Origin of the sequence: Paenibacillus anseongensis (genome assembly GCF_009757995.1) — a bacterium.
GTDB classification, from domain to species: Bacteria; Bacillota; Bacilli; order Paenibacillales; family NBRC-103111; genus Paenibacillus_E; species Paenibacillus_E chondroitinus.
Genome location: NZ_WSEM01000020.1, coordinates 132073 through 144246, shown reverse-complemented (window position 1 = coordinate 144246; position 12174 = coordinate 132073). Strand labels below are relative to the sequence as shown.

14 protein-coding genes and 1 riboswitch are annotated in these 12174 nt (G+C 44.5%); of the genes, 10 read left to right on the top strand and 4 right to left on the bottom strand.

The window, feature by feature from the left end; genetic code table 11:
* Window positions 1-20: 20 nt before the first annotated feature.
* A riboswitch (cyclic di-GMP riboswitch) is annotated at window positions 21-113 on the top strand.
* A gap of 103 nt (window positions 114-216) precedes the next feature.
* From GON05_RS24400 to GON05_RS24375, 6 genes are all read left to right on the top strand, one after another.
* Window positions 217-516 carry a hypothetical protein gene (locus GON05_RS24400; RefSeq protein ID WP_157322706.1) on the top strand — a complete coding sequence of 100 codons (300 nt, stop codon included), beginning with the start codon at window positions 217-219 and terminating at the stop codon, window positions 514-516.
* A 132-nt stretch (window positions 517-648) separates the two neighbouring features.
* The gene (locus GON05_RS24395) at window positions 649-1563 is read left to right on the top strand and encodes an exopolyphosphatase (RefSeq protein WP_157322704.1); all 915 of its coding nucleotides are present in this window, start codon (window positions 649-651) and stop codon (window positions 1561-1563) included.
* Between the two features lie 70 nt (window positions 1564-1633).
* Entirely contained in the window at window positions 1634-2032 is a 399-nt protein-coding gene (gene gloA2, locus GON05_RS24390; RefSeq protein WP_181646692.1) for an SMU1112c/YaeR family gloxylase I-like metalloprotein, read from the top strand.
* A gap of 262 nt (window positions 2033-2294) precedes the next feature.
* Window positions 2295-2939, top strand: a complete 645-nt coding sequence (locus tag GON05_RS24385; protein ID WP_157322702.1) for a lysozyme inhibitor LprI family protein — start codon at window positions 2295-2297, stop codon at window positions 2937-2939.
* 174 nt (window positions 2940-3113) lie between these two features.
* Complete coding sequence (locus tag GON05_RS24380) at window positions 3114-3890, top strand: metallophosphoesterase (RefSeq protein WP_246239409.1); 777 nt, start codon at window positions 3114-3116, stop codon at window positions 3888-3890.
* A 526-nt stretch (window positions 3891-4416) separates the two neighbouring features.
* Window positions 4417-4758, top strand: coding sequence for a hypothetical protein (locus GON05_RS24375; protein WP_181646691.1), 342 nt, complete (start codon window positions 4417-4419; stop codon window positions 4756-4758).
* Window positions 4759-4837: 79 nt separating this feature from the next.
* On the opposite strand, the gene GON05_RS24370 is transcribed toward GON05_RS24375, so the two are convergent.
* Window positions 4838-5977, bottom strand: a complete 1140-nt coding sequence (locus GON05_RS24370; protein WP_127454649.1) for a THUMP domain-containing class I SAM-dependent RNA methyltransferase — start codon at window positions 5975-5977, stop codon at window positions 4838-4840.
* Between the two features lie 115 nt (window positions 5978-6092).
* Here GON05_RS24370 and GON05_RS24365 point away from each other — a divergent pair, with 115 nt between their 5' ends.
* Window positions 6093-6728, top strand: coding sequence for an O-methyltransferase (locus GON05_RS24365; RefSeq protein ID WP_157322696.1), 636 nt, complete (start codon window positions 6093-6095; stop codon window positions 6726-6728).
* 81 nt (window positions 6729-6809) lie between these two features.
* Here GON05_RS24365 and GON05_RS24360 read toward each other — a convergent pair whose 3' ends face one another.
* Both GON05_RS24360 and GON05_RS24355 read right to left on the bottom strand, forming a co-directional pair.
* On the bottom strand, window positions 6810-7028 hold the full coding sequence (locus GON05_RS24360; protein ID WP_157322694.1) for a hypothetical protein: 219 nt from the start codon (window positions 7026-7028) through the stop codon (window positions 6810-6812).
* 82 nt (window positions 7029-7110) lie between these two features.
* A complete protein-coding gene (locus GON05_RS24355; RefSeq protein ID WP_157322692.1) occupies window positions 7111-7884 on the bottom strand; it encodes a metallophosphoesterase family protein in 774 nt (257 codons plus the stop codon).
* A gap of 152 nt (window positions 7885-8036) precedes the next feature.
* Between GON05_RS24355 and GON05_RS24350 the strand changes: the two genes are divergently transcribed.
* Both GON05_RS24350 and GON05_RS24345 read left to right on the top strand, forming a co-directional pair.
* The gene (locus GON05_RS24350) at window positions 8037-9284 is read left to right on the top strand and encodes a CapA family protein (RefSeq protein WP_246239408.1); all 1248 of its coding nucleotides are present in this window, start codon (window positions 8037-8039) and stop codon (window positions 9282-9284) included.
* Between the two features lie 17 nt (window positions 9285-9301).
* Window positions 9302-9925 carry a fumarylacetoacetate hydrolase family protein gene (locus GON05_RS24345; protein WP_157322690.1) on the top strand — a complete coding sequence of 208 codons (624 nt, stop codon included), beginning with the start codon at window positions 9302-9304 and terminating at the stop codon, window positions 9923-9925.
* Between the two features lie 52 nt (window positions 9926-9977).
* Here the strand turns inward: GON05_RS24345 and GON05_RS24340 are convergent, their stop codons facing one another.
* A complete protein-coding gene (locus GON05_RS24340; protein WP_157322688.1) occupies window positions 9978-11168 on the bottom strand; it encodes an HD domain-containing phosphohydrolase in 1191 nt (396 codons plus the stop codon).
* A gap of 175 nt (window positions 11169-11343) precedes the next feature.
* Between GON05_RS24340 and GON05_RS24335 the strand changes: the two genes are divergently transcribed.
* A complete protein-coding gene (locus GON05_RS24335; protein ID WP_157322687.1) occupies window positions 11344-12162 on the top strand; it encodes a DUF92 domain-containing protein in 819 nt (272 codons plus the stop codon).
* Window positions 12163-12174: the final 12 nt, after the last annotated feature.

Genomic DNA, 12174 nt, shown 5'->3' with positions numbered 1-12174 from the left:
GTAAAAGAATTCACAACACATCTCGACAATGGCAAAACTGACGAAAGTCAGTGACGCAAAGCTAAAGGGGCTACCTTGTTCATAAACGGACTCGTTGCCAGCCAGCTGCCGAACGATTGGGTATTCAACTTAGATCCCCTCCGATCGGTACACTATGGTGGGGTTTTTCTCTGTCATAACTTTCATAGACTATGGATAAAAGGAGGACCAAGCAGCATGCAGTCTGATTTACATGAAGAGCAAAAAGTAACATCACTTTGCGGCAATCATGTTGCCCGTTTGGTGCCATCCTCGGATGGACCGAAGCTAATGATTAATTTAGAAGAGTACGCACTTAATGAGACGTGTTGGGATGTTGAAATGTTTCAGGGGAGAAGCAACAGCATTTTAATTTTCTACTGGAAAGGCGAAGTTAAGCTTTCTGTGAAAATGCCCCCGATGCCGCAAATTGAAGCATTTATGACTAGACTCTACCAAATTTTGACGTCCAAATTAAGAACGGTTCAGCCCATCTAGGCGAACTGTTTTTTTTTTTATCCCAAAAGCTCTACTGACAAAATGATTGTCACAAATCGACAGGTGCTGATATAATGATACACATAATCATACATAGTTCTTAAGTACTAACTTCGTAGGGGGATTTGCGTTATGCGATTAATTACGCGTTCGGATTTTGACGGTTTAGTATGCGCAATGCTTTTCAAAAAGCTAAACATGGTCGATGACATGAAATTCGTTCATCCCAAAGATATGCAGGATGGTCTGATCGAGGTTACCGAGAACGATATTTTGGCGAATGTGCCTTATGTTGCGGGTTGTGGATTATGGTTTGACCATCACTCCAGTGAACTTGAACGGATGGGCGAGAAGGTAGCGTTCAAAGGGGAAACCCGTATTGCACCAAGCGCAGCACGTGTCGTTTATGATTATTACGGAGGGCAAGAAACCTTCGGTGATATTGACGATATTATGCAAGGCGTAGATAAAGCGGATGCGGCTCAGTTCAGTAAAGAAGATATTTTGAACCCAAAGGGCTGGGATTTATTGTCCTTCATCATGGATGCCCGTACAGGTTTAGGACGTTATCGGGACTACCGAATTAGTAATTATCAGCTAATGGAAGAGCTAGTGGATCACTGCGCGGTGATGACGGTCGATCAAATTATGGAGCTTCCTGACGTTAAGGAGCGGGTAGAACGGTATTATGAATTAGACGCTCTATACCGTGAAATGCTTGCAAAACATACGTATACAGAAGGAAACGTGATCATTACGGATCTTCGGGACGTGGAAACCATCTATCCTGGCAACCGTTTCATGGTGTACGCGCTTTATCCGGAGCAGAATGTATCCATTTGGATCGTGGACGGACGTAATAAACAAAATTGTGTATTTGCCTGCGGGCACAGCATTGTGAATCGCACTTCGCAAACGAACATCGGGACTTTGATGCTCCAAAATGGCGGAGGCGGTCACCACGCAGCAGGCACGTGTCAGGTAGAATATGCGCAAGCAGAGAATATTTTGAAGAAAATTGTTGAAACGATGAGATTAGACGGATAAAATAAGAAACGAGCCGCAGGATGGGGAATTCCCGGATTGCGGTTTATTTACGGAGTGGGGAGGCGTGTTAGTGAAAATCGATCGCATTCATCATGTGGCCATAATTAGCTCGAATTACGAACAGTCGAAGCATTTCTATGTTGATTTACTAGGAATGACGATCGTAAATGAGTTGTACCGGGCAGACCGTGATTCCTACAAACTGGATTTGCGCATAGGAGAAACAGAGCAGCAGATTGAATTGTTTTCGTTCCCTAATCCTCCCTTAAGAGTGGATAAGCCGGAAGCGCGAGGACTTCGACACTTGGCTTTTGTCGTTGGAAATATGGACGAAAGCGTCAAAGAACTAGAGAGCAAGGGAATTGCGGTTGAACCGGTACGAATTGATCCCATAACAGGTGATCGGTATACGTTTTTTGCAGACCCAGATGGACTCCCGTTAGAGTTGGTGGAACATGCCGAACGATGATGTATCAAACAATGAACAAAAAGCAAAATTAGGCTTTGCTATAGGATGCATGTGGAGTATCGTGCTTTCTATTCCGCTTTGGGCCATAATCATTTGGCTTTTGATGAAAAAATAAATCCCTCAAACGCTCGACTGAACAGGGTCGGATTAGCGGTTGGGGGATTTTTTTGTTGGTTCACACGATAAAACATTGGGTAAATAAACGAAATATAAGATTACTCGTCTAATAGAAGAGAACGAAAGTAGATGGAGGGATTCTCCAATGAACAGATTAATTGTATCCAGTTTTTTGCTTGTTATTTTAACTTCCTGTAGTGATACTCCAGCTAAAGATATTGTAGATAGTGCTCCAATTAAAAGTGCAGGGACTGAAAGTACCGTTCTAATCGATAAAAGTACGAATAGCAAGAGTATCGATGTCGAGTCAGAATCAATAGATACCAAAGTTTATAGTGATTATTTATCAAATCAACCGGAACGTCAGTTTTCCAAAGTTATTAGAGATAACCCCATTGATAAGGATTACGCAAAAGAAAATAATGAATTTCAAAACTCAACGGACTTTAATACTTCCAATTGGGTTGAGTTAGAAGCAAAATATACCAGGATCTGGGATCAAGAATTAAATAACATTTATGAAAAACTTCTAACCAAGTTAAATGCAGAGGACAAAGAATCCTTAATCAAAGCACAAAGAGGCTGGGTACAGTATCAAACAAATGAAATAGAGTTTTCAGAACACTTCATTAATTTGTCAGATGAGAAAGGACCTTTGTTAGGTACTCAGGGTTATGTAGATACACAAATTGCTACTAAAAATAGAATAAAAACCCGGACAATACAACTATATGAGTATTATTATTTGATTGATGAAAAAATTGAATTTACTTATAAATCGAAAGTATAAAAAGCAGCTCCAATGGTTGGTTCATATTTTCAGGCTACAGTATCCAAATCAGACAACAAAATTGAACTCTTATACTCATGTGGCATTAATGTATTAACCCTATAATAAAACTTAGTATATAAACCTTATTTATCCCAACTGTATGAGGTCCCATTTTTGGAGAGGAGGATGCGCTTGGAAGGAATTTTATTGAACGGCCTTTATGTATTCTTAGTTCTACTTATTTGCTACATAATCTTTATCTTGCCGACACAATGGCTAAAAATTGAGCGGATAAGATATCCTCTTAATCTAAATGTGAGAATTCTGCAAATTAGTGACATGCATGTTGAAAGATTAAGAATTCGCCCAGCGAAAATAGCCGCTATTATTCATGATGAAAAACCGGATTATATATTTATTACGGGTGATTTTACCAAATATCGAAAAATGCTTCCTAAATTAGAAGAATACCTAAGAGCAATGGCGATTTGTAACGTGCCCATTTTTTGTGTTCTTGGAAACCATGATTATCAGCAGAAAAATGTCAAAGATCTTGTCAAGCTTTTAAGAAAATATGGGCTTCGTTTGTTAAGGAATGAGTCGTTGCATTTAGAACAATTTGAACTAATTGGCATTGATGATTTCGATTCTGATAAAAGTGACATTAAGGCTGCTTTTCGAGCTGTTGATGATCGCAGAACGAAACTCATTATTACCCACGATCCTAACATCGTGCTACACTTGAATAAAGAATTCGATTATTTAATGGCTGGGCATCTTCACGGTAAACAATTTAATATTCCATTTTTCTTTCATATCAAAAACGCAGGTAAGCTGCCTAGAATGGGGATTTACAAGGGATTACATAAACAGCAATATGGGGCTTACTACATATCTAAAGGAATTGGGCAAACTGGTGTCAATGCGAGATTGTTTGTTAGAAGCGAAGTGACCATGCATTACTTATAAAAAGACAGAGGTAGCTGAGATGTAAGGAACTCAGCTACCTCTGTTTCATTTCGTGCATTGCTATTGCGAAGTAAGCTGAGCTAACGGACACCAGCGCCGTTATTGCGCTGAAATTCATATGGTTTCGCGCCTAACGGACACGAGAGCTCTTATTTGCCCATTTCGCGGCCTAATTGCCTCCAAAGTAGCCGAATAGCAGCGTTGGTGTCCGTTAGAAATCTAAATCGGCGATTTCAGGCCGAATAAAGGCTCCTGTGTCCGTTAGCGTAAGCGCTGGCTTGGCGACCCGCTCTAGACAGTGCCGAGCGTTGACGAGACCAGTAAAAGTCATCTAAAAATAATGGCAGTTAAGACGAGATGTAAAGCCTCAGCTGCCATTTATAATGTTATCTAAGTTCCTACCTCCGTGGAGGAAAAGGCCATAGATACTTGTACATTTTGTTTTGCTATATTACAGGTTATTATTCGTATGTTAAAATATGGATATAATATTGTTGGGAATTCTCACGATATGGGAGGGGACTATTTGGGTGATCAGTTAGAGATTTTGGAGGATTTAATAGGGAAAAAAATAATAAAAATTCTTCCTCCACTAAGAGCGAAAAAAGAAATATTGTCTGATGATTTTTTAGAAATGTTCGTATACTTAGAGAAATTAAAAGATCTATTGAGTGGTCAAAAGGTTATTTCTCGAAGCCTCTCGTATAAACTTTTTCATTTCTACTTCGAGGTAAATAAGCAATTTAGTTTTATACATGATTCAACGCAAATAAAAGAATTACAACAGAAATTATTTATAGCAGTGATCTCAACTTTAAATGATAATTTTTTCATTGACTCCACACCAAAAGAAGAGAGACTCAAATAATGGAAAGCGCTAATTCAAATCAAACAGCGGCGACTACGACTTTAAATCCAAGTCACAGCGCCGCTGTTTGATTTGGTTCCTACCTACGCGGAGGAAAAGGCCCAAGATATTGATAAAGGTTGCACTCAATCCGTCCGTTAAACAACTTGCGCTTCTTATCAGCGCGGCGGTTCATATAATGCTCGAGCTGTGTGCTCGGGCTGAGAATAAACATGCTCCACGAAGGCATTGGAGCTGTAAGAGCCCCGAGCTCGCGCAGCGCGACCTCGACATCTTTGGCTTCACCAAGCCGCTCTCCATATGGCGGATTGGTGATCAAACAGCCATAGTCGCCGCGCGGGCGGGCTTTGGCTACCGGTTCCACGCGAAGCTGGAACTGTTTCGTCAGCCCGGCCGACTTCGCGGCGGCTTCTGCCACTGCGATGGCAGACGGGTCAATGTCGCTGCCGATGATGTGCAGCGGCACATTATCGCGGACCGCGTCGAACGCTTCGTCGCGCGCTTTGTCCCAGAGCTTGCGCGGTACATTGCCCCACGCCTCGCTGGGGAAGCTGCGCCGCAGGCCTGGCGCGATATTCCAGCCGATCATGGCGGCTTCGATCGGGATGGTTCCCGACCCGCAGAACGGGTCGTAGAGCGGCCGATCGACGCTCCAGCGGCTGAGCAAGATCATGGCCGCGGCCATGGTCTCCTTCAGCGGCGCTTCGGTCACGAGCTTGCGATACCCGCGCTTGTGCAAGCTTGGGCCTGTGGTGTCGATCGTGAGTGTCGCGATATCGTTCAGAAGCGCCACTTCAATTACGTAACGCGCCCCGTTCTCGGGGAACCATTCGGTGCCGTATTGAAGTTTCAGCTTCTCGACGACAGCTTTTTTTACGATGCCTTGGCAGGCGGGGACGCTGGAAAGTTGTGACTTATGGGAACGCCCTTGCACAGGGAATTCGGCATCGTTCGGAATCCAGTCGGGCCAAGCGAGTGCTTTAGTGCCTTCAAAAAGCTCATCAAAGGTCAGAGCTTTAAACTGGCCCATAAGCACGAGAATCCGGTCTGCTGTCCGTAACCATAGATTGGCTCGGCAGATGGCAAGCTCGTCTCCCATGAAGCGTACGCGGCCGTTCTCAACGGTAACCTCGGTATAACCGAGGTCGCGGACTTCGCGAGCAACGATAGCTTCAAGTCCCATTGGGCAAGTTGCAATTAGTTCAATAGATTGTGGCATGTTTAGATTCCTTCCATCCGGGTTGTGCTTCGTTCATAAAACTCATACAATTAACAAGTATAGGACAAATAAGATATACTTACAAACGAAACGGCAAACTCTTAGGAGGAATAACATGGAAACCCTAACAGCTGAAAGCTATATGGAAGGTTTATATGCGGATGATCCCGTGCTTGAGCGGGTGAAGGAAGTTATACGAACCAATAATATGCCAGAAATCTCAATCGCCCCGGGCTACGGCAGACTGCTTACGATGCTAGTGACGATGATTGGCGCAAAAAAGGTACTGGAAATAGGAGCATTAGGCGGCTATAGCGGGATTTGCCTGGCTAGAGGGCTGCAAGAAGGCGGTAAGCTGATCTCGCTTGAGTTGAAACAGGAATTCGCCGATGTAGCCAAACAAAATGTGGCCGACGCAGGTCTGGGCCAGTTCGTCGAGTATCGTATTGGCGAAGCGTTGACGCATCTCAACGAGCTGCTTGCGCAAGGGGAGCGTTTTGATTTCTTTTTTATCGATGCGGACAAAGTGAACTATCCAAACTATTTGGAGCTTGCCATTCAATTAGCGAATCCAGGGGCCATCATTGCAGGCGATAATACGCTGATGAGGGGCAAAGTGGTTGACCCTGGCCAAACCAAAACCTCCGTGCAAGCGATGCGCAGCTTTAATAAGCTCATTGCTGAGGACCCGCGTTTGGAGAGCACAATTCTACCAGCCTATGACGGTCTAGCACTAGCTCGGGTGAAATAAGGCGTACATAGTTAGGGCTACCTGAATGGTCTGAAAAGACATTCCGGGTAGCCCTTTTCCCTTTGGCATAGAAGGTTTATCTTAAGAAGTTAACTGATGCACTTGAAAAAATTTAAATTCGTTCATTTGCCAAGGTGCTTTCTCTTCTACCTGTGAAACAGGTTGAGCGGGTTGCAGCGTGGATATAGGATGTACATTTTGCTGTTTCTTGAAAGGCGTAGCGCTCATCCCATTCCAGTAAATTAGCAAAATCTCCGCACATATAACGATAAAAGCAATTTTGGGCCAGTTCAGCTTCATGGAGGGCATCCTCGCTTTCAATGATGAACCTATATTAGCATGTAGTGGAATTAATTTCCATAATAAATTTTTGTTCAATCCCTTACTTGTGAACCAGCCCCGTTGAAATCTCAAGCGCATAGCGCTCAGTTTCTGGCATATGCACAGCATGAGCTCTGCTGATGGCATAGTCGATATCATACGGTACGCGTACATATTGTAGAGAAAATCCTGCTTGTAACTGACTATTCATATTGCCCTCCAGAACACAGTAACAGGCTTGTGGAATACCATCATAGGGAATGCCTACACTGCCCACGTTAAAGAGCATTAGACCGCTGTCGGAACTCGTTGCAACGCTCTTTTCTGAAGGGTTTTTCATCGTAATCAAAAAAGGGATGTGAATATCCCCGTAGCCAACAATATCGGGCAGCTTTCCGTTAGGAGCCGCACCGGTCATTTCTGTATTTTGAAACAGTGCCAGACGTTCTTTTTTGGAAGATTTACGCTTAACACGATGGTAAACGCTTTGTGAGGAAGCATGAAATAAACGGAACAGTTTGCCGCTAAGGTAAAAATCAACGGAGAATGGCAGCTCTGCCAAATAAGCAAGCCTTTCAGGCCCTAACTGCTGCTGCTGCCAAATGCCTGCCGGTTGGTCTTGCGGCCTATTGATGCCTAAGTCCCAATTTCCCTGTATGACAACCTCGCAGGTTCTTTGTATCGTGTCAACAACGGCTGCCGAATCAGGTCCTTTGCCAACGAGATCGCCTAAGCAATAGATTCGCTCAATGCCTCGCAATTTGATATCAGCAAATACGGCTTCAAGTGCAGGCAAATTTCCATGGATATCTGAAATAATCGCTATTTTTTCCAAAACGATGAATTCCTTTCCGTACTGGTCTCAAGTGTAAATCTCATTGCTTCTGTTATATCATACGGATTCCATTCTGAAAATGAGTGTCCTTGACTATTACCCAATGCTAGATTCTTCTGCTATAATTTGTGGGGGAAAGGGGAAGGTTTTGAATGGAATCCAGAGTAGAGCGTCACCGTAAAGTGAAGGTAGTACGCGCGCCTCAGAAGAAAACTCCGCTGAAAATGATCGGAGGACTCACTTTGGCTGCCGTTGCTTGTTTCGCGATTGGAATTGGTGCATCCTATTGGACGTCGAATAGCAAAACTACCGAAGAACAAGAGGCATCTTTACCATCGGTGTCCGTAAACTCGCCTCAACCGACGAATGCCGCAAGTAGTCAGCCAAGTCCTGCAGCTACAGCAAACGCAATCGTACCGTCGTCATCACCGGAAGTTTCGGACAAGCAGGCAGGCAGTAGCGGACAAGTGAATCTCACTTTTGTTGGCGATGTGATGCTAGCCTCTAAGGTAGAAGATATTTTGAAACAAAAAGGCTATGATTATCCTTATACGAATGTAAAAGACTATTTGACCAAACCGGATTTCACCATCGCGAATTTGGAAACACCTATAACAACTAAAGGTACGGAACAGAAAAAGGATTACGTTTACCGCTCATCGCCTTTGGCTTTACCTCCACTTAAGGATGCTGGCATTGATCTTGTTAATTTAGCAAATAACCATGTCATGGATTATGGCCCTGATGGTTTGCAGGATACGATGAATGCGCTGGATCAAGAGGGTATTAAGCGAATGGGAGCGGGCAATGATTTGAATGAAGCCTATCAGCCTGTCATAATGGAAAAAAACGGCATGAAAATCGCCTTCTTCGGCTTTAGCCGTGTTGTTCCGGAGGCCTCTTGGAAAGCAGGTCCCGGGCGCATCGGGGTAGCGGAAACTTACAATTACAAGCCGCCAGTCGAAGCCATTCAAAAAGCGAAAGAGAGTGCTGATCTTGTCGTTGTTGTTGCACATTGGGGCGTTGAACGAAGCGACAATCCAGATAAGTATCAGACGGATTTGGCACACCGTTATATTGATGCCGGCGCAGATTTGGTTGTTGGCGGCCATCCACATGTGTTACAAGGTTTTGAGCAGTACAAAGGCAAATGGATCGCATATAGCTTAGGCAATTTTATATTTACAACAAACGATGTTTCAAAGACATGGGAAACGGTTATCTTGGAAGCGTCCTGCTCGAAAGATAAATCGTGCAATATTCATCTTGTCCCTATTTTAAGCAAATTCGCACTTCCTACACCTATGAATTCGGAAGACGGCTCCAAGCTGTTCCAGCGATTAAGCCAAATTTCGATTGGGTCCAAAGTTGATGCCGAAGGTAATGTTAGCAAGAAATAATGTGAGGAGTTAACGACATGACAGATATTCGAAATATTTATTGTGTAGGACGCAATTACCGGGCACACGCTGCCGAGCTGGGGAATGATGTTCCGGATCAGCCGATGATTTTTACCAAACCAACGCATGCCTTGGCGGATATGAGTGGCGGGGAGCTGAAGCTTCCAGGTGATCAAGGCGAAATTCACTTTGAAGCTGAATTAGTGCTGCATATTGCGAAGCCTTATCATGAAGGCATTCAGGTTGATGAAATTGTTGACAAGTATGCGCTTGGCATCGATTTTACGCTAAGAGACGTACAGTCTGTTATTAAGAAAAAAGGCCAACCTTGGCTGCCGGCCAAAGGATTCCTGAAGTCAGCGCCACTGACGGAATTCCGCCCGTTCCCGGGAGCTTCCAAACTGACGGAAGAGAACTTCCAGCTTCGCCAGAATGGACAAGTCGTTCAAAACGGCAACATCAGCAATATGATTTTTGATTTGCAAACGATCATCGATTACATCGCTAAGCATTACGGGCTGGGCGTAGGCGATATCATTTACACGGGAACTCCTGAGGGCGTTGGACCTGTAAATAATGGCGATCTCTTGGAATTAACATGGGGCGAAGAGGTATTCGGGGCAGTAACCATTCACGTATAAAACAAAAAGGGCAGTCTCTTACGGTCATCGTTGACCGAGAGATTTGCCCTTTTTATTGTCCATCTGCCGAGTCCTCCAACGCACTATCGGCATATTGTTCACGTGCGTGAAGGATCGCCGGTAATTGTTCAAAAAAGACATCAACAACTTGGGGGTCAAAATGTTCGCCCCGCTCTTCGGTGAAAAGCTGTAAGATGCGATCTAGTTCCCACGCTTTTTTGTAGACACGCTCACTGCCAAGCGCATCGAAAACGTCAGCAATCGCGGTAATACGACCGTAGATGTGAATGTCTTCACCTTTGATTCCTCTGGGATATCCGCGACCATTCCATTTCTCGTGATGCTCATAGGCGACCACCGCCGCCGTTTTGAGAATGTGACGGTTGGAATTTTTGAGCAGGTTGTACCCGATTACCGTGTGATTTTGCATTAATTTGAACTCTTCATCGGTCAATTTGCCCGGTTTGTTGAGCACACTGTCGGGAATCGCTACCTTGCCGATATCATGCATGGGTGAAGCAATTTTGAGAAGTTCCGATTCTTCCTTACTCATGCCTAATCCACGTGCAAGGATATAGGAATACTCGGCTACACGCTTGACGTGGTTCCCGGTTTCTTTGGACCGGCTCTCGCCAATTTCGCCCATACGGAAAATAATTTCTTTCTGGGTTGCTTCAATCTCATTGGTTAACAGCGCCGATTCTAAAGATTTGCCCGCATAAGAGGAGGCCAGTGTTAAATATTCCATATCTTTATCTGAAAATTGCTGGCATTCCGTTAGTTTATTAATGGCCTGGTAAGCGCCCATGATTTCGCCCTGACTGTCGCGGAACGGAATAACCATCAAGGCTTTCGTGCGGTAGCCTGTTTGCTGATCCGTTCGCAGTGCGCCATTAAGCAAGTAGGTTTTATATGGTTCATTCGTGTAGGCGTCATCAATAAATACAGCTTTATCATGTGTGACCGCATAACCGACAAGTCCTGCCGTGCTTGGGATACGAATCTCATCGAGTCCATGAGCCACTTTGGACCAGAGCTCGTTCTTGCTCTTATCCAGCAACCAAACCGTACAGCGATCAGAGACAATCATTTCCCGGCCCATATCCGCCATCAACATAAGGACATTCTCGAGTACTCGTTCATTGGCAATTTTGGCTGCATAATCAAAAATAACGCGCAGCATTTCTTGCGGATCCAAGTCATTTTTTATCTGGGATCTAGTTGTGATCTGGTCGTTATCCATGGCAGCCTCCTAGCTTTCGGAAATTATCTTACCATATTATTCTCGTAAAAAGGTTAACTTCCTGCTAGAATCTTACGAGAAATGAATGATTTTGTCGAAAAATAGCAGGGTTCGCTCGGGATGATTCCCAGGACTGTGCTATGCTACAATAATAGTTGGAAATTGAGGTGTTCAAATGGAATGGATTTGGGGTTTAGCCGGCAGTTTGCTTATTGCAGGCGCTGCCTACTGGAGAGGATCCCTCTCTGTATCAGGTTTGATTTCTGCGGTTATTCTTGGAACCTTGATGTTTGTATTTGGCAGTTTAGCTTGGTTTGGGACACTGATCGCCTTTTTTATTTCTTCGAGCGTGTTGTCGAAGCTTAAGCATCAGCGCAAAGCCGCTGCGGAAAGCGGTTATGCCAAAGGCGGAAGGCGCGATGCCGGACAAGTTGCGGCTAACGGCGGTTTGGGTTTATTACTGTGTATAGGCAATGCGATTTGGCCTGATCCTGTTTGGTGGGTGTTGTTCGTTGGCGTGATGGCAACCGTCACAGCGGACACGTGGGCCACGGAAATTGGCGGAATGAGCTCATCTGAGCCGAGGTCGATTCTTAATGGCAAGCGCGTTCCAGCTGGAACATCAGGTGGCATTAGTACGATTGGCGTGCTGGCTTCTGTGGTGGGAGGAGCTTTCATTGGATGGCTCAGCGGTTGGTTCAGCACCATCGGCGATATGGACTACGAAACAGTAGCAATTCCTGTATTAATTCTATTCGGTGCCCTCTCAGGTTTGCTCGGTTCCTTAGCTGATTCATGGTTAGGGGCAACTTGGCAGGTGATGTATCAGTGTACGGTATGCGGGAAAACAATTGAGAAAGAAGTTCACTGTGGTCAAAATGCGAAGCAAATACGCGGTTTCCCCTTCATGACCAATGATCGGGTAAATGCACTCTCCTCGCTGGTTGGAGGCGTAGTGTGCTACGTATTATTACTTATATCGACGCAGCTATAAAAAAAGTGCAGC

What these genes read in the sequence shown, in the direction of transcription:
- GON05_RS24400 (WP_157322706.1), top strand. Translation starts at nt 217, where the DNA reads ATGCAGTCTGATTTACATGAAGAGCAAAAAGTAACATCACTTTGCGGC.
- GON05_RS24395 (WP_157322704.1), top strand. Translation starts at nt 649, where the DNA reads ATGCGATTAATTACGCGTTCGGATTTTGACGGTTTAGTATGCGCAATG.
- GON05_RS24385 (WP_157322702.1), top strand. Translation starts at nt 2,295, where the DNA reads ATGAACAGATTAATTGTATCCAGTTTTTTGCTTGTTATTTTAACTTCC.
- GON05_RS24370 (WP_127454649.1), bottom strand. Translation starts at nt 5,977, where the DNA reads ATGCCACAATCTATTGAACTAATTGCAACTTGCCCAATGGGACTTGAA.
- GON05_RS24365 (WP_157322696.1), top strand. Translation starts at nt 6,093, where the DNA reads ATGGAAACCCTAACAGCTGAAAGCTATATGGAAGGTTTATATGCGGAT.
- GON05_RS24360 (WP_157322694.1), bottom strand. Translation starts at nt 7,028, where the DNA reads ATGAAGCTGAACTGGCCCAAAATTGCTTTTATCGTTATATGTGCGGAG.
- GON05_RS24350 (WP_246239408.1), top strand. Translation starts at nt 8,037, where the DNA reads ATGGAATCCAGAGTAGAGCGTCACCGTAAAGTGAAGGTAGTACGCGCG.
- GON05_RS24345 (WP_157322690.1), top strand. Translation starts at nt 9,302, where the DNA reads ATGACAGATATTCGAAATATTTATTGTGTAGGACGCAATTACCGGGCA.
- GON05_RS24340 (WP_157322688.1), bottom strand. Translation starts at nt 11,168, where the DNA reads ATGGATAACGACCAGATCACAACTAGATCCCAGATAAAAAATGACTTG.
- GON05_RS24335 (WP_157322687.1), top strand. Translation starts at nt 11,344, where the DNA reads ATGGAATGGATTTGGGGTTTAGCCGGCAGTTTGCTTATTGCAGGCGCT.